This is a genomic window from Luteimonas viscosa, from assembly GCF_008244685.1.
GTDB lineage: Bacteria > Pseudomonadota > Gammaproteobacteria > Xanthomonadales > Xanthomonadaceae > Luteimonas > Luteimonas viscosa.
The window spans coordinates 3,140,062-3,165,074 of record NZ_VTFT01000001.1; the positions used below are offsets into that span (position 1 = coordinate 3,140,062).

A 25,013-nucleotide genomic window follows, 5' to 3' on the forward strand; every position below is an offset into this window, starting at 1 on the left:
GGTTGCGTATCCTTGCCCCGGACCCTCGCTACGGGAAAGGTGCGGAGAGCCTGTCGAGCAGCGTCCCGGGGACGGTGGAAGTGGCGACACCGGTCACCGCTTTTCGGCAATGAAGTGACGATACGCCCGGTCCGCCACCCGGAGTCAGGAATCCAGCCATGAAACTCTGGTCGATCGAAGGCAACTCCCAGCGGCTCGACGGCGGCTCGATGTTCGGCAACGCGCCGCGCACGATGTGGACGAAGTGGGCCGAGCCCGATGCGTCCAACCGCATCCGCCTGGCGACGCGCGGCCTGCTGGCGACGCCGCTAAACGGCAAAACGGTGCTGTTCGAGACCGGTGTCGGCGCGTTCTTCGCCCCCGACCTGCGCGAGCGTTACGGCGTCGCCGAAGACCGGCACGTGCTGCTCGACTCGCTGCGCGCCGCCGGCTTCGAGCACACCGACATCGACGTGGTGGTGCTCAGCCACCTGCATTTCGACCACACCGGCGGCCTGCTGGCGCCGTGGGCGCCGGACGCGCCGCCGCGACTGCTGTTCCCCAACGCGACCTTCGTCCTGTCCCGGCGCCACTGGCCGCGCGCCTGCGACCCGCATCCGCGCGACCGCGCCAGTTTCATCCCGGAGTTGCCGGCCCTGCTCGAGGCCAGCGGCCGCATCGAATTCGTCGACGGCGACCGCACGCCTGCGCTCGGCGGTGCAGTGCGCTTCCACTACAGCGACGGCCACACGCCGGGGATGATGCTGGCCGAGATCCTCGGCCCGGACCTGCGCGACGACCAGCCGCACGGCGGCGTGGTGTTCTGCGCCGACCTCGTCCCCGGCCTGCCGTGGGTGCACGTGCCGATCACGATGGGCTACGATCGCTCCCCGGAACTGCTGGTCGACGAAAAGCAGGCCTTCCTCGAGGACAAGCTGGCGCGCGACGTGCATCTGTTCCTCACCCATGATCCCGATATCGCGCTGGCGCAACTGGCACGCGACGAGCGCGGCCGGTTCACGGCGATCCACCAGGTTGCACGGCTGGCGGCGCGACCGTTGCGCCTGGAGCGCGCCGCATGATGCCGCGCATCTCCCTGCTGTTCGCCTCGCTGCACGCGATCGTCTACGTCGCGCTGGCGATGCGCGTGGTACTGCATCGCCGGGCGACGCGCATCGGCGTCGGCCACGGCGGCGACGAGGCGCTGACCCGCCGGGTCCGGGTCCACGGCAACTTCGCCGAGTATGTGCCGCTTGCCCTGCTGCTGCTCGCCCTGCTCGAACTTTCGGGCGTCGGCGCAGGCCTGTTGTGGAGCTTCGGCGCTGCGCTGCTGGCGGGGCGCGTGCTGCACGCGATCGGACTGGGCGGTTCGGCGGGCTATTCGTTCGGCCGGTTCAGCGGCGCGTTGCTGACGTTCCTCGTCCTGCTGGCGATGGCGCTGCTCGGACTGTGGCGGACCCTGGTGGTCTACACGCTCTAGCGCGCGGCGCCGCGCGCTTCAGCCGCCGGGGCGCGGGCGGCGCGGTCGCTGCGGCGCCTGCGCCTCGAGCACGGTCAGGATCGCCTGCTTGAACTGCTCGTTGCAGGCGCGGAAGGCTTCCAGCAGGCGACGCTCGACCGGGTCGTCCACGAACTCGGCGTCGGCGGCGGGGATGCCGTCGCTCGGCGCCTGCGGGGCGCCGCGGCCGGTGGCCAGCCATTCGTAGGACACGCCGGTGGCCATGGCCAGTTCCGAAAGCCGCTCGGTGGACGGGAATACCCGCCCCTTCGCGCTTTCCCAGTTGCCCACCGCGCTGCGGCTGACGCCGAGCGCCCCGGCGAGGTCAGCCTGCGACATCCCGGCGCGCACCCGTGCGGTGCGGATGCGTGTACTGAGCTTCATTCCGTGCCTCTTTCGGTAACGCCGGGACAAGACTACGTGCCCGGGCCGAGCCGTTGGTCAGCAATACTGACACGTCAACGATACTGACGACGCTTGTCTACCTTCGTTGACAGGGGGTCCCAACCATTTGAAGGAAGGGAACATATTTTGAAGTCGTCAGCAATACTGACCTCCGGGGCCGGGTCTGGCCCATTGCGCGGCCCCGGGACATCGCGGAATGTGGCACCCGTGTGGTCGCGTCGGCTCCACGGATGGACGCCATAGGAGCAATTCCGCAGGGAAACGCTGGAAGCAAGCGCAGGTTCGGCCGGGTCGACGGCTTCGTCGACCCGGTCGGATCGGTCCTCCCCCCGCCGGGCGCTTGTGTGTCGCATTCCACCCCCCGGCTTGGTCCGCAACTTGCGCGCGTCGGCCGATGCCATGAGCATCGGCTCATGACCGACACCTTCCCGCCACTCCCCCGCGTCCTTCGCACCCTGATGCTGGCGGCGTTGCCGCTGCTGCCGGTGGCAGGGCAGGCCGGCGGCGCTTCCGCAACGCCGGCGATCCGCCTCAACCAGCTCGGGTTCCTGCCCGCCGCGGGCAAGCTCGCGGTGGTGGAAACCGTGGAGGCACGATCCTTCGAGGTGGTACGCGAGGGCGACGCCGCCGTGGTCCTGAGGGGCGACCTGGCGGAGCCCGCGGACTGGGCGCCGGCCGGGCGACGGGTGGCGATCGCGGATCTGGGCGGATTGTCCGAGGCGGGCCGCTACCGGTTGCGCGTCGAGGGCCTGCCGCTTTCCGATCCGTTCGCGGTGGGTCACGGCGTCTACTCCGATCTTGCCGCTGCCGCGCTCAAGGGGTTCTACTTCAACCGCGCCGGGACCGCACTCCAGGCGATGCACGCCGGCCCGTATGCGCGTGCGGCGGGACATCCCGATACCGAGGTCGAAGTCCACGCCTCCGCCGCGTCCACCACGCGCCCGGCCGGCAGCGTGATCTCCGCGCCCGGAGGCTGGTACGACGCCGGCGACTACAACAAGTACGTGGTCAACTCCGGGATCACCATGTCCACGTTGCTGGCGGCGTGGGAGGACTTTCCCGGATTCTTCCGGGAACGCGACATCGGCATCCCCGAGAGCGGCGACGCGGTTCCGGACCTGCTCGACGAGGCCTGGTGGAACCTGCGATGGATGCTGGCGATGCAGGATCCGGCCGACGGCGGCGTCTACCACAAGCTCACCAACCTGCGGTTCGATGGCGCGGTGATGCCGGAGGCGGCGCGCGAGCGTCGCTACGTGGTGCAGAAGGGCACGGCGGCGGCGCTGGATTTCGCCGCGGTGATGGCGCAGGCGGCGCGCGTGTACGCGGAATTCGAACCACGGTTTCCCGGGGTGCCGGCGCGGATGCGCGCCGCAGCCGAGCGCGCGTGGGCGTGGGCGCAGGCGCACCCGGACGTGCCGTACCGCCAGCCCGACGACGTGGCGACCGGCGCCTACGGCGACGACGGTTTCGACGACGAGTTCGCCTGGGCTGCGGCGGAACTGTTCCTGCTGACGGGGGAGGCAGCCTACCTGCGCGCATTCGAGCGGCACGCGGTCGAACCCGACGTGCCCTCGTGGGCGCAGGTCGGTGCGCTCGGCTGGAGCTCGCTGGCACGCCATCGCGACCGGCTGCCGGACGAGGCGATCCGTGGGCGCGTCGCTGCGGCGATCGATGCGCTGGCGCAGCGACTGGCCAGCCGTTCGCGCGAGGACGCCTGGCGCATCGCGATGGCCCCGGAGGATTTCGTCTGGGGCAGCAGCGCGCAGGCGCTCAACCAGGCGATGATGCTGGTGCAGGGATACCGCCTCAACGCGCGTCGCGACTACCTGGATGCGGCGCAGTCGCAGCTGGACTACGTGCTTGGACGCAATCCGCTTGGCGTCTCGTTCGTGACCGGGCACGGCGCGCGCACGCCGATGCGCATCCACCATCGTCCTTCGCAGGCCGACGGCATCGCCGAACCGGTGCCGGGACTGCTGTCGGGCGGGCCCAACCCGCGCCAGCAGGATCGCGACGACTGCGCGGCGGCGGGCGGTTATCCGTCGAAGCTGCCGGCACTGTCGTGGATCGACCACGACTGCAGCTACGCCAGCAACGAGATCGCGATCAACTGGAACGCGCCGCTGGTGTACGTGAGCGCGGCGATCCAGTCGCTGACGCCGGCCGAGTAGCGCACCGGATCGCGCGTGTTTCCCGGCCCCGGCGAGACCGGCCGCGGTTCGCAGGGCAGTACCAGCGGGAATGTCAGCCCACGCGCGTGCCGAAGATCCGGTCGCCGGCGTCGCCCAGTCCGGGCAGGATGTAGCCGCGCTCGTTGAGGCGTTCGTCGATGGCAGCGGTATACACCTGCACGTCGGGATGTGCGGCCTCGAGTGCACGCAGGCCCTCTGGCGCGGCGACCAGGAAAATGCCCTTGATGCGCCGCGCCCCTGCACGCTTGAGCATGTCGATGGTGGCGATCAGGGTGCCGCCGGTGGCGAGCATCGGATCGAGGATCAGTGCGTCGCGTTCGTCGAGTCGACCCGTAAGGCGTTCGAAGTAGGGGACCGGCTGCAGCGTTTCCTCGTCGCGCTGCAGCCCGACCACGCTCACCTTCGCCGCGGGGATCAGCGCCAGCACGCCCGGCAGCATGCCCAGGCCCGCGCGCAGGATCGGGACCAGGGTGATCTTGGCGCCGGCGATGCGGCGCACCGTCACCTCGCCGGCCCAGCCGGGCATGGTCGCGGGTTCGGTCTCGAGGTCGGCCGTCGCCTCGTAGGCGAGCAGGGTGCCGAGCTCGGTGACGAGTTCGCGGAAGCCCTTGGTGCTCAGCGAGGCATCGCGCAGCAGGCCGATCTTGTGCTGGACGAGCGGGTGGCGGACTTCGACGGTCTTCATCGAGATGACGGCGGGGGCGGCTGGTGCAGTGTGACCGATTTGCGACGGCGCCGGAAGCCGCGGCCTGGCCGTCTCCGGCGATCGTTGTCATCGCGCTGCAATCGAACGGACATAGCGTGCACACCCGGTATTCACACTTCCGGATCGCACCCCCCATGTCGCGTCGCCACCCGCTTCACTTCGCCATCGCGCTCGCGCTGGCGTCACCCCTGCCCGCCGCCTTGGCGCAGGATCCGCAACCCGCCACGCCCGGAATGGATGCCGTCGACCTCGATGCGGTCGTCGTCCGCGCGCAGTACGAATCGCAGGTTCGCGCGATCGACCTCAAGCGCAGCTCCGATGCGATCCAGGACACCGTCTCCTCCGACTCGATGGGCCAGTACCCGGACAAGAACGTGGGCGAATCGCTGTCGCGCCTGCCGGGAATCAGCGTCACCCGCGACCAGGGCGAAGGCCGTTTCGTCGTGATCCGGGGTCTCGATGCGGGGCTCAACAGCGTCAGCATCGACGGGATTGCGGCCGGCACCCCGGAAGACTCGGTGCGTGCCGCTCCGCTGGACGTGATCCCGTCCGATTCCACCGAGCGGCTGACGGTGGTCAAGTCGCCCACGCCGGACATGCCCGGCGATTCCATCGGCGGCATGATCCTGGTGGAATCCGCGTCCGCCTTCGACCGCGACGGCCGCAGCGTGCGCGCCAAGGCGGAGGCCAGCCACCAGAGCCTGAGCGGGGAGACCAGCCCCAAGGCCTCGTTCAACTACAGCGACATCTTCGCGGACGGCACGTTCGGCGTCGCCCTTGGACTGAGCCACCAGGACCGCGACTTCGAGTCCGACAACATCGAGGTGGAGTACGACAAGGACGACGAGGTACTGGATGGCGCCCTGGTGCCGATCGAGGTGCAGCAGCGCAAGTACTCGATCAATCGCGAGCGTACGGGCCTCAACCTCAACCTGGACTGGCGGCCCGGAGAGGGCAACAGCTACTACCTGCGCACGCTGTTCACCGACTTCACCGATGCGGAGACGCGCCAGCGCAGCATCGTCCCGCTGGGCGAGGGCGATTTCACGGCGAACGACGATGGCACCTACACCGTCGACGGCATCGACCCGGGCGACTTCAGCCGCCGCGTGCGCTGGCGTACCAAGGAGGAGGAGACCTTCACGATAAGCGCCGGTGGCGAGAACCGCTTCGGCACGGCGGTGGTGGACTACAAGCTCGGCTACACGCAGATGCGCGAACGCGTCGAGGATGAAGTGGAAGCGCGCTTCGACTACGACGCCGACGAGGACGTGTCGATCACGGTGGACGGTTCGCACCCGATCCCGCGCTACACCGTGGCCGACGATCCGTCCGGCGGCTGGCTGCGGAACGGGAACTACGAGTTCGACCGTTTCGTGGTCGCACCGATCTGGGTCGACGACGACGAGGTCAGCGCGCAGGTGAACTTTCGCTTCGACGGCGACGCAGTCAGCTGGAAGACGGGTCTGCTGGGCCGCTGGCGCGACCGCGACGTGAACATCGACGAGGCCGAGCTCCGTGTCGGACCGGACATCAACCTCGGCGAGTGGACCAGCGGATCGCCGGACTACAGCCATGGCGAGATGGGCGACGGCATCAGCTCCGGCGCGATGAACGACTACCTCCGCGCCAGCCTCGGCGACTACAGCGCGCGTCCGCAGGACGAAGCGGTCAACACCGAGATCTCGCTGATCGAGGACTACGTGGCCAGCGAGGACATCCTGGCCGGCTACCTGATGGCGACGATGGACTTCGGCAACCTGCGCGTCATCGCCGGCGCGCGCGTCGAACGCACCGAGTTCGAGGCGACCGGGAACGTCGTCGACCTCGAGGACGAGGAAACCATCGGCTCGATCACGACACGCAACGTCTCCAGCAGCTACACCAACGTGCTGCCCGGCCTGCACCTGCGCTACGACAGCGACACCGACTGGGTCTTCCGCGGCGCCTACACGAATACCATCGGTCGCCCCGCGTTCGGGGACATCTCGCCGCGCACGCGGATCAACCGCGACGAAGGGGAAGTCGACCTGGGTAATCCGGACCTCGATCCCTACGAGTCGCGCAACCTGGACTTCTCGGCCGAGCGCTACATCGGTGAGTCCGGGATCTTCTCGGTCGGCGTGTTCCACAAGGACATCGAGGGATACATCGCCGAAACCGTCACCGCCGGCAACCAGGAATACGAGGGTTTCGACGTGACCACGCCGGTCAACGGCGACGATGCCAGCGTGTCCGGGATCGAGCTGAACTGGCAGCAGCATTTCGCGAGCGGATTCCTGGTCGGTCTCAGTGCCACTTGGCTGGACACCGAGTTCAGCTTGCCGGCGGGTGCCTCGATCGACCGCATCGGCGAGAAGTTCCCGCTGCCGCGGTCGTCCGAGAACCTCTACAGCGCCCACATCGGCTACGAGAAGGGTGCGATCAGTACCCGGCTCGCCGCGGTACGACGCAGCGAGTACCTGGACGAAATCGGGGACGATCCCGACTACGACATCTGGGTCGCGTCCAACACCCAGCTCGACTTCACCGCGGACTGGAAGATCGGCGGCCGCTGGAGCCTGTACTTCGAGGCGGCCAACCTGCTCGACGAGCCGCTGGAGCTCTACCAGGGCTCGCCGGCGAACACGCTGCAGAACGAGCTTTACGGCCGCACCTACGTCATGGGCGTCAAGCTGCGGCTGTAACCGGGCTGGCGCGGGCTGGCATCCGCTGACATCGATTGTCAGCCGGATGTCAGTGCCGCAGGCCTAATGTCCCCTCGTGCCCGGCGCAACGCCGGAAGAATCCACGGGAGAACCACCATGACGACCCTCGCCACGCGCCGTGCCGCGCGTACCCTGTCGCTGCTCACGATCGCACTGGCCGTTGCCGGTTGCGGCGGAGAGCCGGCGACGGCGGCCGCCCCGGCGGCCGTCGAAGCGCCGACCGCAACGACGACCCCGTCTCCCGCGGAGCGGGACATCCCGGTGATCGGGGAAGCCTTCCTGACGGCGATGACGCCGGAAGACAACATCGATTCGCCCGCGGCCTGGTCGGCGCCGGACGGCAACATCTGGGTGATCGCGACCGCGAAGGCCACCGATACCCTGGTGGTCTACGACGGCAAGACCGGGGAGACGCTGCGCACGGTCGGCTCGCTCGGCGCCGGCCAGGGCGAGTTCGAGCGGCCCAACGGCGTGGCGGTGGCGGACGACCTGCTGTTCGTGGTCGAGCGCGACAACCATCGCGTGCAGGTGCTGCGCCTGCCGGGCTTCGAGCACGTGTCCACGTTCGCGGCGGACGACCTGGTCAAGCCCTACGGCCTGTGGGTGAACAAGGTCGGAAACGGCTACGAGGTCTACGTGACCGACGCCTACATGGCCGGCGAGGATGCCGAGGGCGAGGACATCCTGCCCGCGTTCTCCGAACTTGACCGTCGGGTGAAGCGCTTTGCGATGACGCCGTCGGGCGACGGTTTCGATGCGCGGCTGGTGTCCGCGTTCGGCGACACCGGCGAGCAGGGCGCACTGCGCGTGGTCGAGTCGATCTGGGGCGACGCGGCCAACGACCGCCTGCTGATCGCCGAGGAAGACGAAACCTACGCCAACGAGCTCAAGGTCTACGACCTGTCCGGGAATTTCGCCGGGCAGACCATCGGCCGCGACGTGTTCAAGGCGCAGTCGGAAGGCATCATGCTGAAGTCATGCGGCGATGGCGGTGGCTGGTGGATCACCACCGAACAGGGCAAGGGCCGCACCGTGTTCCATCTGTTCGATCGCGCGACGCTCGCGCACGCGGGCGCCGTGACCGGCAGGTCGGTGGCCAACACCGACGGCATCTGGCTGCATGGCTCCGCGTCGGACCGATTCCCGCGGGGCGTGCTGTATGCGGTGCACGACGACCAGGGCATGGTGGCGTTCGACTGGAACGACATCGCCACCGCACTGTCGCTGCCTGCCTGCGAGGTCCGCTGACATGTCGCATCGCGTTCGGTTCGCCACCGCGCTGCTGCTGGTGTTGCCCGCACTCGCAGCGCTGGCCGAGGCGCCGCCAGCCGCGCGCCATGTCGAACCCAACACCCTGGTGCCGAAGGGCGTGGTGCACTACGCCCCGACGGGGTTCCCCGATCGTATCGTCGCGGTCCCGATGCAGGACGCGTCGACCGGATTCTCGGTGAGCTGGCGCACCGACGCGGCCGTCGACGCCCCGGCGCTGGAAATCGTCGTGGCGAAGGACTCGCCGGACCAGTGGGATGGCGACACGCCGCCGCGGCAGGTGAAGGCCGCCACCCGCAGGCTGGCGACGGCCAACGGTGTGGCGCACCACCACCAGGCAAGCATCGACGGCCTGCGGCCCGGCACCTTGTACGCCTGGCGCGTGCAGGGCGACCGTACCTGGAGCCCGTGGCGCCACCTGCGCACGGCCGCACCGGTCGGCACGCCACTGGAGTTCCTCTACGTCGGCGACACCCAGAACAAGAACGCCAGCCTGACCACGCGGGTGATGTTCGAGGCGGTGCGCCGCGCGCCGAACGCGAACCTGGTGCTGTTCGCCGGCGACCTGGTCAGCGAAGCGGTCGACGACGACGAATGGGGCGAATGGTTCGATGCCACCGCGCCGCTCGCGACGATGGCCTTCGCGCCGGCGCCGGGCAACCACGAGTTCTTCGAAGAGCACGAGGACACGCCGCAGGAGCGCCGTGTGCTCGGCGAGCAGTGGAAGGCGCATTTCGCGCTCCCGGCGAATGGCGCCGAGGGCGTCGAACCCACGACCTACTGGTTCGACTACCAGGGCATCCGCTTCGCGGTGATCGATGGTACGTCCGCACTCGACCTGGATGCCGCTTCCACGCAGGCCGCATGGCTGGACGGGGTGCTGGCCGACAATCCCAACCGCTGGAGCATGGTGCTGATCCACCAGCCGTTCCATTCGCCGCGCGGCGAGGAGCGCAACAAGCGCCACCAGGTGTTGCGCGACGAGTTGATGCCGGTGATGGAACGCCATGGCGTCGACCTGGTGTTGCAGGGGCACGACCACCTCTACGGACGTCGCGGCAGCGAGGGCGGCGTGCCGCCGGTCTACGTGGTGTCGGTGGCCGGACCCAAGCAGTACCTCGTGTCCGACGACGCGCGCGCCACCATGTCGCCCGTGGGCGAGGACACGCAGCTGTTCCAGGTGCTGCGGCTGGAGGGCAACCGCTTGAGCTACGAGGCCCGCACCGCGACCGGCCGCCTGTACGACGCCTTCGCCCTGATCGATGAAGGCGATGCCGGCAAGCGCATCGAGGAGCGAACGGAGGGCCGGATCGGCGAGCGCGAGTGCGGTCGGTCGCAGACATTGGGCGGGCGCACGGATCGTTGCTGGGAGTGACCTGATGACACCGGGACGATGCGCGTTGTTCGCCTGGCTGATGCTGCTTTCGTCGACGCAGCCGGTGCTGGCGGTAGAGTCGATCCGCCATCCGTTCCATGCAGCCCAACCGGCCACCGCGCCGGCGGAAGTGCTGCTGGCGGTGGAGATCCCCGCCGGCAGCTTCACCAAATACGAGATCGGCGAGGAGGATGGTCTGGTCTATGTCGACCGTTTCCAGTCGATGCCGGTGGCGTATCCGGCGAACTACGGCTCGATGCCGCGTACGCTGGCCGGCGACGACGATCCGCTCGACGCACTGGTCCTGACGCGCGCACCGCTGCATCCCGGCACGTTGATCCTTTTTCGACCGATCGGCGTCTTGCGAATGCTCGACGACGGCGAGCACGACGAGAAGATCATCGGCGTTCCGGCCGACAAGGTCGATCCGACGTATGCGGCCGTACGCGATATCCATGATCTGCCGCAGATCGAGCGTGAGCGGATCGAGGCGTTCTTCCGCGTCTACAAGGACCTGCCGGCAGGGCGCAACCCGGTGGCGCTCGACGGTTTCGGCGATGCCGGCGAAGCCAGGGCGCTGATCGGGGAAGCCTTGCAGCGCTTCGTCGACGGGGCGAAGCGGCCGCCGCGCTGAAGCGGTCCCGCGCCGGCACCGTCAGGGCGCGCTCCACTCGAATCGCACCAGCGCACCGCCGAGCGGCGAGGACGACAACTTCAGCCGACCGCCCGTGGCCTCGGCGAGTTCGCGGGCGATCGAGAGGCCCAGGCCGCTGCCGCTGCCGGATTCGTCGAGCCTGCCGCCGCGCACGATGCTGTCCTCGGTCCGATCGGCGGCGAACCCGGGGCCATCGTCCTCGATCGCGATGGTGGTCCATTGCGGCCCCGCATTGCCGGCGATTCGCACCTGGCGCCGGGCGTGCCGCGCCGCGTTCTCCAGCACCGCGCCGAGGATTTCCGAAAGATCTTCCGGCTGCACCGCGAGGCGCAGGCCGGCTGGGACGTCCACGGTGAACGCGAGTTGCCCGCCCTTGTCGGTGTGCTCGATCACCGTCACCAGGCGTTCGACCACCGCCCTGACCTCGGTGTCGCCGCCGCGCGCGTCGCGGATGGTGGCCGCGCGCGCGTGCGCGAGTTCGGCGTCGATGGTGCGACGGATCGCGGCCACGGCGCGGTCGAGCCCGTCGGCGGCCTCCCCGGCGCCGACTTCGCGCGCGCGGCGGCTTTGCGCGGCGATCGCCGACAGCGGCGTCTTCAGGCCGTGGGCGAGATCGGCCGCGCGATGGCGCGCGAGTTCGAGGTCGCGCTCGCGTGCGTCGGCGAGGGAGTTGATCGCGTCCGTCAGGGGCTGGATCTCGCGCAGGCGCGCGCCTGGAAGCCGGGCGCGCGCACTGTCGCGGAGCAGGGCCAGGTCGCCCCGGATGCGGCTCAAGGGGTGCAATCCCAGTCGTACCTGCAGCCAGGCTGCCGCCGACAGCACCAGCCAGAGTACGAACAGGAACAACGCGAGTTCGCGGCCGAACTCGTCGCGCGCGACGGTCAGCGGCGCGCGATCCTGCGCAAGCTGGACCAGCACGCGGGGTCCGCGCGCGTCGGGAGTGACCTGGCGTTCGAGCACCGAGACCTGCTCGCCATAGGGGCCGTCGGCGCGGCGGAGCGTCCAGTCGCCGGTGGGCGCATGCGTGGGGGCGGGCAGGTCGGCGTCCCACAACGAACGCGATCGCGCCGCGCCCGCAGGGCTCGACACCTGCCAGTAGTAGCCGCCCGCCGGCGTCTGCAGGCGCGGATCCATCGGTTCGGGGTCGATCAGGGGCACCTGGCCCGGCCCGAGTTCGAGCGCCGCGACCAGGCGCAGTCCGTCGCGGGTCAGCTCGGTTTCCAGCCGGCGCTCGAGATGACGCTCGAACAGCAGCGTCATGAACAGCCACGCCACGCACAGCGCCAGCAGGATCGCGGCGGTGGCGCCGGACAGCAGGCGCCAGTGCAGCGAGCGCACGATCAAGGTGGCGCACCCAGCAGGTAGCCGAAACCGCGGCGGGTGGCGATCAGCTCGCGGCCGAACTTCCTGCGCAGGCGCGCGACGATCGCTTCGATGGCATTGGTGTCGCCGGTATCGGCGATACCGTAGAGATGTTCGGCCAGCTCGCCTGCGGAGACGGCGCGATCGGGCGAATGCGCCAGGTGGTCGAGCAGCCGGAATTCGAGCGGCGAGAGATGTGCCGGTGCGCCGTCGAAAGTCGCGCTCATCCGCGTGGTGTCGAGCCGGAGCCTGCCGACGGTGACGATGCTGCTGGTGCGTCCGGCCTCGCGGCGCATCAGTCCGCGCACGCGCGCGATCAGCTCGCCCACCTGGAAGGGTTTGCCCATGTAGTCGTCCGCGCCAGCCTCGATGCCTTCCACCTTCTCGGTCCAGTCGCCGCGGGCGGACAGGACGATCACCGGGAACGCACGGCCCGCCGCGCGCCAGCGGCGCAGCACCGAAAGTCCGTCGAGTACGGGCAGGCCGAGGTCGAGCACGATCGCGTCGTACTCCTCGGTATCGCCGAGGAACCAGGCGTGTTCGCCATCGCCCGCGGCATCGATCACGAAACCAGCGGCTTCCAGCGCGCGCCGGAGATCTGCCTGGATGTCAGGATCGTCCTCGACGATGAGGCAACGCATCAGTCATCCTCGATTTTCCTGACCACGCCGGTGCGCGCGTTCACGTCCACCTCCAGCACGCGGCCGGAGGCGGCAAGCACCTTCACCTCGTACTCCCAACCGTGCTTGTCGCCACGATCGAGCTCCACTTCGATGATATCGCCCGGTACGCGCTCCTGCACGATCTCCAGGATGCGGCCGAGCGGCAGGATCTCGCCGCGTTGCAGCAGCGCGCGCGCCTCGACCTGGTCGTCGTCGCCGGCAAGGACAGGGGGCGTTGAAAGGGTCGCCACCGCGGCGGCGAGCACCAGCGGGGTCGCGAGGAACGCGGTCAGGGTGGGCTTGTTCATGGGCGCCAGCCTGCCGTGGCGCAGCTGACATCCGGCTGACAGCGGCGGTGGCTTCGCCGTCAACCCGGATCGGCGATGCTGCGCCTCGACCGGCCGTGGCACGGCCCCCAGCCCCCGGGCTGGCTCCCGGGGCGCGTGCCATGCCGGTCATTCTGCGTCGGTGTAGGGCGCGTCCGGCCAGCCTTCGGGCGGATCGAAGCCGTAGTAGCCGCCTCCGCGCCTGAACCGTTCGAGGCGTTGCAGTTCGACCGGATCGGACTTGCTGTCCCAGGTCCGGGCGCCGTTGACGAGGTCGTCTGGCGTCAGGACAAGCGGATCCCACACCGCTTCGCCGAGGTCGTCGTGCAGGGTGTAGGTCAGCGTCGGCGTCTCCGCGGTCAGGTCGAAGCGCATCAGGCCGACGTTGACGCTGCGCGTCCACACGTCGCGCACGCGCACTTCGGGCGCCTGCCGCGTGTGCTTGGCGGCGGGCAGCTGCGCGAGCGGCGAGGAGCAGAAATCGTAGATGTCGTAGCCACCCTGCGCGGAGCGGGGAATGCAGTTGAGTTCGCCCATGTGCGAATCGCCGGAGATGCAGACCACGCCGCCGATCGCCTCGTCGCGGATGAAATCGAAGATCTCGTTGCGCTCGGCCATGAACACCGCCCACGAGTCGCCGCCCTCCTCGTTCTCCGCCGATGACCAGCCGCCGCCTATGGCAAGCACCTTGAACGGTGCGGCGCTGGCCTTGAGTTCGCGCTTGAGCCAGGCCTTCTGTCGTGCACCCAGCATCGTCTTGCCGGCATCGTCGGGACGGTCGGTAGGATCGCGGTGATAACGGCCGTCGAGGATGAAGAAGTCCACGCCGCCATAGTGCTGCTTGCAGTAGACGCCCGGGTTGTCGCGCTCGCCGTACGAAGGATTCGCCCAGAAGCGCTTGAACAGCTCGAGCGACTCGGCCTTGTAGGGGCTGAGGCCGTCGGAATCGTTGTAGCCGAAGTCGTGGTCGTCCCAGGTCGCCAGCTGCGGCACCGAGCGCAGCAAGGGTTCCAGCGATGGCACCACGCGTCCGCGCGCATACAGGTCGGTGATCGCGGAGGACTGGTCGCTGTCGGCGTAGATGTTGTCGCCGAGCCAGAGGAACATGTCGGGCTCGAGCGCCCGCACCGTATTCCAGATGCGCTGGTCGGGATCGTACTGGATCCGGCAGCAGGAACCGAACGCGATGCGGAACGCGGCGGCGCCCGCAGGCGCGGTGCGTGCACGATGCGGGACGAACTGGAAACGGTCTTCGTGTCCGTCGTAGCGCAGGCGGTACCAGTATTGCGTGTCGGGCTGCAGCCCCTCCGCACGCAGTGTCACGCAGAGATCCTCCGCGGACGAAGCGACCCCGGACGCGGTCTGCACCAGATGGCGGAACTCGCGATCGGTCGCGATCTCCAGCGCCACCTCGAAGGCACCGCTGGCACGGACCCAGACGGTGAGGTGGTTCGGGCCCGGCGCGCCGAGCATCGGACCCTGCAACGCGCGCGGATAGCCCAGGGCCCCCGCGATCGCCCTGGGCAACGCGAGGAACAGGCCGGCGAGTCCGCCGGTGGCAAGGAAGGTTCGGCGTCCGAACGTCATGCGAGGGGTTCCTCCGGATACAGCGCGGCATTGAGGGTGTCGACCAGGACGGTATGGATCGCGCCATTGCTGACGCAGACGTTGCCGCGTTCCAGATCCAGTGCATCCCCGGTGACCGAGGTGGCGATGCCGCCCGCTTCCTCGACCAGGATCACGCCAGGCGCGATGTCCCAGGCGTTCGTCGCCCGCTCCCAGTACGCATCCCAGCGGCCGGCGGCGACGAAGGCCATGTCCACCGCGCAGGCGCCGGTGCGGCGGATGCCGGCCACCCGGTCGCTCAGCAGCGTCATCTCGCGCGCGAACACGGGGTGGTCGGGCTTGTCGGCGAACGGGATGCCGCAGGCCAGCACGCTGCGGATCAGGCTGTTGCGCGCGGACACATGGATGCGGCGGCCATTGAGCCAGGCCCCCTTGCCCTGTTCGGCGACGAACAGCTCGTCCATCACCGGCAGGTAGGTCACGCCGGCGACGACCATGCCATCGCGGGCGAGTGCGACGTTCACGCCCCACAGCGGGCAACCGAACAGGAAATTGGTGGTGCCGTCGAGCGGATCGACGATCCAGCGCTGCGAGGCATCCGTGCCGCCGGCGATGCCGCCTTCCTCGCCGAGGAAGGCGTAGGAGGGCTGCGCCGCCGCCAGCATCGAGCGCACGGTCTGTTCGGCCTCCTGGTCGGCGATCGAGACCAGATCGGTGGGTCCGGACTTGGTCTGCACGGCGAGCTCCGGCAACTGCGCGAAGCGCCTCAGCAGGCCTCTGCCTGCGGCGTGTGCCGCCTCGACCATGGCGGTCAGTTCGCGGGATGCATCGATCGGCATGTCGTCAATCCCTCAGTTTCGTGCGCCACAGCGTCGCCGCGAGCAGCATCGACAGCACCGATGCGCCGATCCAGAACCAGATCACCGGACCGAAATCGTAGCTGCGCACGTCGCCGGCCACGGTCATGCCTTCCTGGATGAGCTTGCCGGACACGTACTCCTGGATGCCCGCGCCGATGTAGCTGAAGATGCCGATCACGCCCATCGCCGCGCCAGCCACCCGCTTGGGGGCGATGTCGACCGCGAACAGTCCCCCGAGCGACGTGACCAGCCCGGTGAGCCCGAGACCGAACAGCACCATGCCGGCGATCAGGACCGGCATGGTGTTCGGGCCGTAGAAGAACAGCAGCAGACCGCCGATCTCGAGGATCGCGAACAGCAGGTTCGCCGGTGGCCGGCGCGCGTCGAAGAACTTGTCGGAAATGAACCCGTAGGCAATCGCGCCCGCCACGCCGGCCATCGTGCTGATCATCAACACCGTGCCGGCCATCGGCAGCGACAGGCCGCGATCCTCCTGCAGGTAGAGGATGCCCCAGGAATTGATCGCATAGCGGGTCACGTAGATGGTCGCGGCTGACAGGCACAGCACCCAGATCGCGGGAATCCTGAGGATCGAAAGTTGCAATCCGAGGACGGACTTGATGTCCGGCCTCGCCTTTTCCGCGTAGAAGTCCTGCTTCCACTCGTTGACCGTGGGCAGGCCCATCGTGCGCGGCCGGTCCCGTACCAGCCAGTACATGCCTACGGCCGCGAACACGCCGAACAGCGCCGGCACGAAGAAGCCCCAGCGCCAGCCCAGCCACGCGACCACCGAGCCTACGCCGATGAAGGTCAGGCCTTCGCCGAGCGAATGCGCGGTGCTCCAGATGCCGTAGGCCCGGCCGCGTTCCCGGTTGGAGAACCAAGCCGTCATCGCCACAACGCCGCCCGGCGCGCCGAAACTCTGGAACCAGCCGTTGAGACCCCAGATGATCACCGCCGTCCACACGGCGGTGGTCAGGCCCATCGCCAGGTTGCACAACGCGGTCATCAGGAACGCGAACGCGAGGAACCGCCGCATGTTCGCGTGGTCGGCCAGGAATCCGTTGGTCAGCTTGCCGACCGCGTAGGCGTAGTAGAGCGCCGAGCCGATCATGCCGAGTTCGACCGGGGTGAAGATCCCTTCGTCGATCAACGGCTTCTTGACCACGCCCAATGCGAGCCGGCAGGTGTAGATCACGCCATAGCCCAGGGTGATCGCGAGCATCACGCGGAAGCGGTGCCGGCGGAACAACCGGTCGATGGTCGCCTGGTCGGCGGTCACCGGCAGGTCGGCTCCGGTCGCGAAGAACCTCGTCAGGGCGTTGGCCATCCAGCAATCCCTCCCCAGGGCGTCGTGGCCGGCGCGAGGGCGCCGGCGATGTGCAGCGGTACGGCGTGCGTCAGCGCATCGTGGGAATCACGAAACTCCGCTCTACTTCGGCGCCGCCCTTCGGCCAGCGCTGCGTGACCACCTTGGTGCGGGTGTAGAAGCGCACGCCGTCCATGCCGTACTGGTTGTGGTCGGCGAACCCGGAGCGCTTCCAGCCGCCGAAGCTGTGGTAGGCCACGGGCACCGGAATCGGTACGTTGATGCCGACCATGCCCACTTCCACCCGATCGGCGAACTCGCGCGCGGCCTCGCCGTTGCGGGTGAAGATCGCCACGCCGTTGCCGTACTGGTGCACAGACGGCAGCGCCAGCGCTTCGTCGAACGTGTCGGCGCGCATGATCTGCAGCACCGGACCGAAGATCTCCTCGCGCCAGGTCTGCATGTCCGAAGTGACGCGGTCGAACAGCGTGGGCCCCAGGAAGAACCCGGCCTCGTGGCCCGCCAGCGAGTAGCCCCGGCCGTCGACGACCAGTTCCGCGCCCTCGTCGACGCCGACCTGGATGTAGTGCTCGATCTTCGCCTTGTGCGCGGCGGTGATCACCGGCCCGTAATGCGCATCCGCATCGGTGGACACGCCGATGCGCAGCGCCGCGATCCCTGCGACCAGCTTCTCGCGCACTGCGTCGGCCGTCGCTTCGCCCACGACCACCACCACCGGCAAGGCCATGCAGCGCTCACCGGCCGACCCGTACGCGGCGCCCAGAATGTCGGCGACGGCCTGGTCGAGGTCGGCATCGGGCAGCACGATGCCGTGGTTCTTGGCGCCGCCCATGCACTGCACGCGCTTGCCGTGGGCCGCGCCCTGGCCGTAGACGTGCTGCGCGATGTCGGACGAGCCGACGAAGCTGACCGCCCTGATGTCGGGATGACGAAGGATCGCGTCGACGGTCTCCTTGTCGCCATGCACGACGTTGAGCACCCCCGCAGGCAGGCCGGCTTCGATCATCAGTTCCGCCAGCCGCACCGGGACAGACGGATCGCGCTCGGACGGTTTCAGGATGAAGGCGTTGCCGCAGGCGATCGCCGGGCCGAACATCCACATCGGGATCATCGCCGGGAAATTGAACGGCGTGACGCCCGCGACCACGCCCAGCGGCTGCCGCATCGAATACACGTCGATGCCCGGGCCGGCGCCCTGCGTGTACTCGCCCTTGAGCAGGTGCGGGATGCCACAGGCGAACTCGATCACTTCCAGCCCGCGCTGGAGGTCTCCGCGCGAATCCGACAGCACCTTGCCGTGCTCGGACGACAGCATCGCGGCCAGCTCGTCCATGTTCGCTTCGAGCAGGCGCTTGAACTCGAACATCACCCGCGCGCGGCGCTGCGGATTGACCCGTGCCCAGCCGGCCTGCGCCTCGACCGCCCCGGCGACTGCACGATCCAGCTCCGCCGGAGAGGCCAGCGACACCTTCGCCTGCACGCGCCCGCTGTTGGGATCGAAGACGTCGCCGTGCCGGCCGGAGCTGCCGGTGAAGGTGCGGCCGTCGATGAAATGTTCGATGCTGCGCATGCTCATGGTCCGGAAAATGGGGGAGGCGCGGCGATCCAGGCGTGGTCGGGATCGTTGCGGAACAGCCAGCGCCGCTCGGGGCCGGCCATCACGTTGAGGTAGTAGAGGTCGTAGCCGTGCGCCGCGCCGACGGGGTGGTAGCCGCGGGGCACCAGCACCACGTCGCCGTCCTCGACCGCGATCGCCTCGTCGAGCGAGCGATCGGCGGTGTACACGCGCTGGAACGCGAAGCCCTGCCGCGGCTGCGTACGGTGGTAGTAGGTTTCCTCGAGGATGCTTTCCTCGCCGGGCGTCGCGGTGTCGTGCTTGTGCGGCGGATAGCTCGACCAGTGGCCGGCGGGCGTGACCACTTCGACCACCAGCAGGCCGTCGGCGGCTTCGGTTTCCGGCAGGATGTTGCGCACGTAGCGGGTGTTGGTGCCGTTGCCGCGGACCTCGCGCGACATGTCGGCGTCGCCGATCGGGCGCGCCGCACCCGTGCCGCTCCCCGGCGCGGTACAGATGGCGAGTTCGACATCGCCCTGCGCGACGACCGCGTACGGCAGGCCGGCAGGCACGTACACCGCGCCCGGCGCGCGATCCTCGAACGGGGAAGCGCGACCGCCCACGTTCCCGAATCGCTGGTCGCCGGCCACGATGTCCGCGGAGCCGGCGACCAGGACCAGGCAGGCTTCGCGTCCCGCCTCGCCGCCTTCGTGGCGCTGTCCCGCCGTCAGTTTCACGACCTTGAATCCGACATGCGACCAGCCGGCGCTCGCCGGCGTCACGACGAGCACCGTGCCATCGTCGCCGGGCGCCTGCGGGCGGATGCGCAATCTCGACATCAGGTCAATCCCGCCCGCGCGGCCTCGGTCTTCAACGTATGCAGTCCGAGCGCGGCATACGGCTTCGGGGCGGCGATCGCGGGATCCTGCTCGGCCTCGATCACGATCCAGCCGCTGTAGTCGATCTCGACCAGAGCGCGCATCACCGCGCCGTAGTCGATGCCGCCGTCGCCGGGCACGGTGAACATGCCGCCGAGCACGCCGTCGAGGAAACTCGAACCGCCGTCGCGCAGCCGGCGATACGCCTCCGCGCGGAAATCCTTGCAATGCACATGTGCGATCCGCGCCGGATGCTGGCGGATCACCTGCAGGTAGTCGACCCCGCCGAGCGCGGCATGACCTGTGTCGAGCGTGAAGCCGACAGACGGCCCGGTGTGGCGGATGAAGGCCTCCATGTCGGACGCGCGTTCGACCACGGTGCCGAGGTGGTGGTGATAGGCGAACTTCAGGCCCTGCGAGTGGATGTAGTCGGCCACGCCGGTCATGCGCGCGCCGAACTGCGGCCAGTCGCCATCGGCGAGCTGCGGCGTGCCGGTCAGCGGAACGCTGCGATCGCCATGCACGGCGTTGCTGGTCTCGGCGAAGACGAAGACCTGGCTTCCCATCGCCTTGAGCAACTGCAGGTGGGGCTGCAGCGCGGCGATCTCGGCATCGGCGTCGCGCACCAGCAGCGAACCGCTGTACCAGCCGCCGATCAGGTCGAGGCCGTACGAATCCAGCAACGGCTTGAGCGCCGCCGCGTCGCGCGGGAACTTGCCGCCGAGCTCGACGCCTTCGAAGCCGACGTCGCGGATGTCGGCGAGGATGCTCTCCAGCGGCGTGTCGCCGCCAAGTTCGGGCATGTCGTCGTTGGCCCAGGCGATGGGGCTGACCCCGAAGCGGATGCTCATGACAGGTTTCTCTTCATGCGGATGCGTTGCTCGTAGTCGCGTCGCGCGGCGTTGACTTCGGGGCGGTCGGAGACTTCGGGCACGGCGACGTCCCACCACCAGCCGCCGGCTTCGGTGGTCTTGAGCGGGTCGGTGTCGATGACCACCATGCTGCTGCGGTCGGCGCCGCGCGCGCGTGCCAGCGCTGCGCGCAGTTCTCCGAGGTTCGCGACCTTCTCGCCATGCGCTCCGAGGCTGCGCGCATGCGCGGCGAAGTCGATGTCGGGCAGCGTCGCATGACGCGAATCGGCCAGCAGGTTGTTGAAACCGGGGCTGCCGGTGGCCTGCTGCAGGCGGTTGATGCAGCCGAACCCGCGGTTGTCGAGCAGCACGACGATCAGCTTGTGGCCCAGCATCACCGACGTGGCGAGTTCGGAGTTCGCCATCAGGTAGCTGCCGTCGCCGACCATCACCACCACGTCGCGGTCGGGTGCTGCGAGCTTCACGCCGAGTCCGCCGGCGATCTCGTAACCCATGCACGAATAGCCGTATTCGAGATGGTAGCCGTCGCTGCGGGTGGTGCGCCACAGCTTGTGCAGTTCGCCCGGCAGCCCGCCCGCGGCGCAGACCACGATGGCGTGATCGTCGAATGCCGACTGCACCGCTCCGATGACCTGGGCGTCACTGGGCAGCGTGGTGGTGTCGTCGCCGCGCGTGGCCGCGTCGACGGCGGTGTTCCAGGCCGCGACAGCGTCGCGGTCGATGCCATCGCCCTGCGAACGCCAGCCGCGCAGGGCGGCATCGAGTGTCTCGAGGACTGCGGCTGCATCGCCGACCACCGGAAAGGCGCCGTGCTTGTGGGCGTCGAAGGCCTGCACGTTGACCTGGAACAGGCGCGCATCCGGGAACAGGCTGCGCGAGCCTGTGGTGAAGTCCTGCAGCCGCGTCCCGATGCCGACGACGACATCGGCCCCGCTCGCGGCAGCGTTCGCCGCGCTCGATCCGGTGACGCCTATGGATCCGAGCGCGTTCGGATGGTTCCACGGCAACGCGCCCTTGCCTGCCTGCGTTTCTGCGACCGGCAGCCCGGTGCGTTCCGCGAACGTCGCGAGCGCGTTCCCGGCACCGCTGTAGAGCACGCCGCCGCCAGCGACCAGCAGGGGGCGCTCCGCATCGCGCAAGGCCGCGACCAGCGCTTCGAGTTCGCGCGGGTCGGCCGGCTGCCTGCGTGGATGCCAGACGCGGCGGGAGAAGAAGTCCGCGGGAAAGTCGAAGGCTTCCGCCTGCACGTCCTGGCAGAACGCCAGCGTTGCCGGCCCGCAGGTGGCGGGGTCGAGCAGTGTCGCCAGCGCTTTCGGCAGCGTATCGAGGATCTGTTCCGGTCGCGTGATGCGGTCGAAGTAGCGCGATACCGGACGGAAGCAGTCGTTGACCGATACCGTGCCGTCGCCGAAGTCCTCGAGCTGCTGCAGCACCGGGTCGGGGCGACGGCTCGCATAGACATCGCCCGGCAGCAGCAGCACCGGCAACCGGTTGACGTGCGCGAGCGCGGCCGCAGTCACCAGGTTGGTCGCGCCGGGTCCGATGGACGTGGTGCAGACCATCGCGCGGCGGCGGCGCATCTGCTTCGCGTAGGCGATGGCGGCATGCGCCATGCCCTGTTCGTTGTGCGCGCGGAAGGTCGGCAGCGCGTCGCCCGCTGCGTGCAGCGCCTCGCCCATGGCGGCGACGTTGCCGTGGCCGAAGATCGCCCATGCCCCGGCGAAGTAGGGGACTTCGCTGCCATCGACGACGACGTGCTGCGACGTGAGCCAGAGGACGGTGGCCTGGGCGGCGGTGAGACGGATGGTCTGCGGGTCGGTCGTCATGTCAGGCAGTCTCGCGGATCGCCTGCGATCGCGCCCGTTGCTTCGCGTCACGCCAGGCGTCGACCAGGACAGAGAAGCGTCGCGCCAGGTCCGCCACGGCGGCTTCGTCCGCGATCTCGCCGGCCAGCCAGCGCTGTGCGGCATCGGCGAAGATCGTGCGGCCCACCGCGAAGCCCTTGACGATCGGCGCCTGCGCGCTCGCCTCGAACGAGGCGATCAGTTCGTCCTCGGGAGCCGACAGGCCAAGCAACACCACGCCGCGGCAATGCGGATCGTTGCGGACGATGGCGTCCTCGATGTTGCGCCATGCAGCGGCCCGGTCGTCCGGTTCCAGCTTCCACCAGTCCGGACGGATGCCCAGGTCGTAGAGGCGCTGGATCGCGCGCGCGGCGGTATCGTCGGCGACCTCGCCATTGCGCGAGGCGATGATCTCCACCAGCAGTTCGTGGCGGGTCTTGCGCGTCGCATCCGCGAGGCGCAGCAACTGCCGTTCCTGTCGCTCGCGCAGGGCCTGCGGATCGTCGGGGTGGTAGAAGGCCAGGCACTTGACCACGTGGTTCGCCGGCCAGGTCGCGAGTTCGGTCGCCACGTCCGGCGAGGATTCGAACTCGAGCGGGCACGAGCCGGGTAACTCGATCGGACGGCCGATCCAGTAGGGGGCGGTAGCGGCAGCCTCGAGCGCCCGCGCGCCGTAGCGACCGTCGAGCAGCACGCCGAACGAGGGATCGCCCTTGGCGACCCGGTCCACCGCCTGCAGCGCGAGCGACTTGAACCCGGCGATGCGCCCGGGATCCGCGCCCACCTGGCTGCACAGCGCTTCGAACTGGCTGCGATGGTCCATCGCCAGAACGGTCAGCGCCGGATAGTCGCTCGCGCGCGTGGTCGCCCAGTGCAGGTGTTCCAGCGCAGCATCCTCGCGCAACCGGAATGGCCGTTCGCCACCGTGAAGGAAGGCCTGCAGCTCCTCCCACGTCGCCATCGCCGGCGAGCAGCCGTGGCGCGAAACCACGATCGCGCCGCAGGCGTTGGCCCAGGCGCAGCAGTCCTCGAGCGGCGCATCGCGCAGCCAGCCACGCAGGAAGCCGGCCATGAACGCGTCGCCCGCTCCCAGCACATTGAATACTTCCACCGGGAAGCCGCGGCCGACGACGCCGTCGTCGAGCGATGCCGGGATCGCGCCCGGGAACGCACTGCATCCGTCGGCGCCGCGCTTGCACACGAGCAAGGCGTTCGTGCGTGCACGGATCGCGCGCAGCGCGGCGAGGGTATCGGTATCGCCGCCGAGGATGTGCACCTCTTCCTCGGTGCCGACGATCAGGTCGCACAGCGGCAACACCTGCTGCAGTCGTTCGGTGACGGCGGTGTCGGCGACGAAGCGGTTCTCGCCCGCGTCCTTGCCGGTCAGTCCCCACAGCACCGGGCGATAGTCGATGTCGAACACGATCCGGCCGCCGTTCGCTCGCACGATCGCGCAGGCTTTCATGGATGCCGCGAACACCTCCGGCTGCGACAGGTGGGTACCGTTGATCAGCACCGCCTGTGCAGACCGGATGAAGTCGGGATCGACGTCGGCCTCGCACAGCGCCATGTCGGCGCAGTTCTCGCGATAGAAGATCAGCGGGAACGTGTCCGGGTCGCGGATGCCGAGCAGGACCAGCGCGGTCAGCCGTTCCGGGTCGACGGCGACGCCGCGCGTGTCCACGCCCTCGCGGGCGAGCTGTTCGCGGATGAAGCGTCCGCAGTGATCGTTGCCGACCCGCGTCAGCAGGCCGGTCCGCAGCCCCAGACGCGAACCGCCGACCGCGGTATTGGTGGGACTGCCGCCGATGTACTTGGCGAAGGACAGCATGTCCTCCAGCCGACCGCCGGTCTGTTCGCCATACAGGTCGATGCTGGAACGCCCGATCGCGATCAGATCCAACCCGTCCGTGCTCGCCATCGCCGATCGTCTCCCGCCCAGGCGGCATCCGGCCCGGTGTTTGTAAAATCTATTCTATTTTATGATCTATGGCAAGATTCATTTCATTTTTTCGCGGTCCGCTTCTTCGCCCCCAGCGTCGATGCGTTGCGGGTCGTCGTCGCCGTGGAAAACGCGTATGAGATGACCAGCGCCTGGGCCAGGCACATGGACGTGGAAAGCGAGCGGAACTTGCGGATCTCCGCCTCCCTGACCTGCAGGACCAGCGACGCCGGCTTGGCGACCGGGCTGACCGGGCTGTCGCTGATCGACAGGACCTTGCAGCGGGCGTCGACGGCTGCGTCGATCAGGTGCACCGCTTCCTCCGCATAGGGCTGGTAGCTGACCACCAGCAGCAGGTCGTCGTGGGTGATGCCGTGGATCTGCTGGCGGGTCATGCCGCCGACGCTGTCGATGAACACCGTCTTCTTGTCGACCTGGTGCAGCGAATAGGCGAGGTAGGCGGCCACCGGGAAGGAGCGCCGGAAGCCCGCGACGTAGACGGTGCCCGCCTGCGCGATCAGTTTCACCGCCTCCGTGAGCTGGCGCTTGTCGATGGCGTCGCCCAGGTGCTGAAGCGCCAGCACGTTGCCCTCGACGAATTCCGCCAGCACCTGCGAGGGATCGCTGACGCGCTTGCCGTCGACGGCCTTGCTGAACTCGCGCACGCGCTCGCCATAGCCCAGCGAGGCGTTGGCCGACAGCAGCCCGTCGCGGAACAGCCGCTGCATCTGGGTGGCGCCGTCGAAGCCGAACGACTTGGCGAAGCGCACGATCGCCGAGGGCTGCACGCCGCAGCGCTCCGACAGCACCGCGAGGGTTTCCAGCGCCACGGCGTTGGGCTCGTCGAGGATGTAGCGCGCGATCTGCTTGAGGCGTTTGCTGAGGCCGTCGTAGCGGGCGAGGATCGCGCTGCGCAGTTCCTCGGCGCTGGCGGGCGGGGTGGGATGTTCGGACATGCGGGCAGCCTCGGTCGGTTCTTCCCTGGGGTCGCAAGGAAGTGTCCGTGAAAAAATGGAATGCGGCCAG

The 25,013-nt window shown here is 68.9% G+C and carries 21 protein-coding genes; 7 read left to right on the forward strand and 14 right to left on the reverse strand.

The features are described from left to right. Positions 1–158 precede the first annotated feature (158 nt). Positions 159–1,061, forward strand: a complete 903-nt coding sequence (locus tag FZO89_RS13975; protein WP_149103824.1) for an MBL fold metallo-hydrolase — start codon at positions 159–161, stop codon at positions 1,059–1,061. Continuing rightward, entirely contained in the window at positions 1,058–1,459 is a 402-nt protein-coding gene (locus tag FZO89_RS13980; RefSeq protein ID WP_149103825.1) for an MAPEG family protein, read from the forward strand. The genes FZO89_RS13975 and FZO89_RS13980 overlap by 4 nt, the downstream gene beginning before the upstream one ends. A gap of 18 nt (positions 1,460–1,477) precedes the next feature. Here the strand turns inward: FZO89_RS13980 and FZO89_RS13985 are convergent, their stop codons facing one another. Continuing rightward, positions 1,478–1,861 (reverse strand): helix-turn-helix transcriptional regulator, encoded by a 384-nt coding sequence (locus FZO89_RS13985; protein ID WP_149103826.1) that lies wholly within the window; start codon positions 1,859–1,861, stop codon positions 1,478–1,480. A 434-nt stretch (positions 1,862–2,295) separates the two neighbouring features. Here FZO89_RS13985 and FZO89_RS13990 point away from each other — a divergent pair, with 434 nt between their 5' ends. Next, complete coding sequence (locus tag FZO89_RS13990) at positions 2,296–4,056, forward strand: glycoside hydrolase family 9 protein (RefSeq protein ID WP_149103827.1); 1,761 nt, start codon at positions 2,296–2,298, stop codon at positions 4,054–4,056. Positions 4,057–4,129: 73 nt separating this feature from the next. Here the strand turns inward: FZO89_RS13990 and upp are convergent, their stop codons facing one another. Continuing rightward, on the reverse strand, positions 4,130–4,762 hold the full coding sequence (upp, locus tag FZO89_RS13995; RefSeq protein ID WP_149103828.1) for a uracil phosphoribosyltransferase: 633 nt from the start codon (positions 4,760–4,762) through the stop codon (positions 4,130–4,132). Between the two features lie 155 nt (positions 4,763–4,917). On the opposite strand from upp, the gene FZO89_RS14000 reads away from it, so the two are divergent. The 4 genes from FZO89_RS14000 to FZO89_RS14015 all read left to right on the forward strand — a co-directional run bounded on the left by FZO89_RS14000 (position 4,918) and on the right by FZO89_RS14015 (position 10,769). Beyond that, positions 4,918–7,470, forward strand: a complete 2,553-nt coding sequence (locus FZO89_RS14000) for a TonB-dependent receptor (RefSeq protein WP_149103829.1) — start codon at positions 4,918–4,920, stop codon at positions 7,468–7,470. 117 nt (positions 7,471–7,587) lie between these two features. After that, positions 7,588–8,739: an NHL repeat-containing protein gene (locus FZO89_RS14005; RefSeq protein ID WP_149103830.1), complete on the forward strand. Its 1,152-nt coding sequence runs from the start codon at positions 7,588–7,590 to the stop codon at positions 8,737–8,739. A gap of 1 nt (position 8,740) precedes the next feature. Next, a complete protein-coding gene (locus tag FZO89_RS14010) occupies positions 8,741–10,135 on the forward strand; it encodes a purple acid phosphatase family protein (RefSeq protein WP_149103831.1) in 1,395 nt (464 codons plus the stop codon). A 40-nt stretch (positions 10,136–10,175) separates the two neighbouring features. Then, entirely contained in the window at positions 10,176–10,769 is a 594-nt protein-coding gene (locus tag FZO89_RS14015) for an inorganic diphosphatase (RefSeq protein ID WP_425480470.1), read from the forward strand. Positions 10,770–10,790: 21 nt separating this feature from the next. Here FZO89_RS14015 and FZO89_RS14020 read toward each other — a convergent pair whose 3' ends face one another. From FZO89_RS14020 to FZO89_RS14075, 12 genes are all read right to left on the reverse strand, one after another. Then, positions 10,791–12,128, reverse strand: coding sequence for a sensor histidine kinase (locus tag FZO89_RS14020; RefSeq protein ID WP_262378723.1), 1,338 nt, complete (start codon positions 12,126–12,128; stop codon positions 10,791–10,793). Between the two features lie 2 nt (positions 12,129–12,130). After that, positions 12,131–12,793 (reverse strand): response regulator transcription factor, encoded by a 663-nt coding sequence (locus FZO89_RS14025; protein WP_149103833.1) that lies wholly within the window; start codon positions 12,791–12,793, stop codon positions 12,131–12,133. After that, positions 12,793–13,122, reverse strand: coding sequence for a PepSY domain-containing protein (locus FZO89_RS14030; protein ID WP_149103834.1), 330 nt, complete (start codon positions 13,120–13,122; stop codon positions 12,793–12,795). The genes FZO89_RS14025 and FZO89_RS14030 overlap by 1 nt, the downstream gene beginning before the upstream one ends. 147 nt (positions 13,123–13,269) lie before the next feature. After that, positions 13,270–14,727, reverse strand: a complete 1,458-nt coding sequence (locus FZO89_RS14035) for an alkaline phosphatase D family protein (RefSeq protein ID WP_149103835.1) — start codon at positions 14,725–14,727, stop codon at positions 13,270–13,272. After that, complete coding sequence (locus FZO89_RS14040; RefSeq protein WP_187471162.1) at positions 14,724–15,545, reverse strand: inositol monophosphatase family protein; 822 nt, start codon at positions 15,543–15,545, stop codon at positions 14,724–14,726. Before FZO89_RS14040 ends, FZO89_RS14035 begins: the two co-directional genes overlap by 4 nt. A gap of 4 nt (positions 15,546–15,549) precedes the next feature. After that, on the reverse strand, positions 15,550–16,896 hold the full coding sequence (locus FZO89_RS14045) for an MFS transporter (RefSeq protein WP_149103836.1): 1,347 nt from the start codon (positions 16,894–16,896) through the stop codon (positions 15,550–15,552). A 70-nt stretch (positions 16,897–16,966) separates the two neighbouring features. Next, positions 16,967–18,466, reverse strand: coding sequence for a CoA-acylating methylmalonate-semialdehyde dehydrogenase (locus FZO89_RS14050; RefSeq protein ID WP_149103837.1), 1,500 nt, complete (start codon positions 18,464–18,466; stop codon positions 16,967–16,969). A gap of 2 nt (positions 18,467–18,468) precedes the next feature. Beyond that, the gene (gene iolB / locus FZO89_RS14055; protein ID WP_149103838.1) at positions 18,469–19,290 is read right to left on the reverse strand and encodes a 5-deoxy-glucuronate isomerase; all 822 of its coding nucleotides are present in this window, start codon (positions 19,288–19,290) and stop codon (positions 18,469–18,471) included. After that, complete coding sequence (gene iolE, locus FZO89_RS14060) at positions 19,290–20,180, reverse strand: myo-inosose-2 dehydratase (protein WP_149103839.1); 891 nt, start codon at positions 20,178–20,180, stop codon at positions 19,290–19,292. Before iolE ends, iolB begins: the two co-directional genes overlap by 1 nt. Further along, complete coding sequence (gene iolD / locus FZO89_RS14065) at positions 20,177–22,027, reverse strand: 3D-(3,5/4)-trihydroxycyclohexane-1,2-dione acylhydrolase (decyclizing) (protein ID WP_149103840.1); 1,851 nt, start codon at positions 22,025–22,027, stop codon at positions 20,177–20,179. The genes iolE and iolD overlap by 4 nt, the downstream gene beginning before the upstream one ends. A gap of 1 nt (position 22,028) precedes the next feature. After that, the gene (locus FZO89_RS14070; RefSeq protein ID WP_149103841.1) at positions 22,029–23,966 is read right to left on the reverse strand and encodes a bifunctional 5-dehydro-2-deoxygluconokinase/5-dehydro-2-deoxyphosphogluconate aldolase; all 1,938 of its coding nucleotides are present in this window, start codon (positions 23,964–23,966) and stop codon (positions 22,029–22,031) included. An 83-nt stretch (positions 23,967–24,049) separates the two neighbouring features. After that, positions 24,050–24,943, reverse strand: a complete 894-nt coding sequence (locus FZO89_RS14075) for a MurR/RpiR family transcriptional regulator (RefSeq protein ID WP_149103842.1) — start codon at positions 24,941–24,943, stop codon at positions 24,050–24,052. Positions 24,944–25,013: the final 70 nt, after the last annotated feature.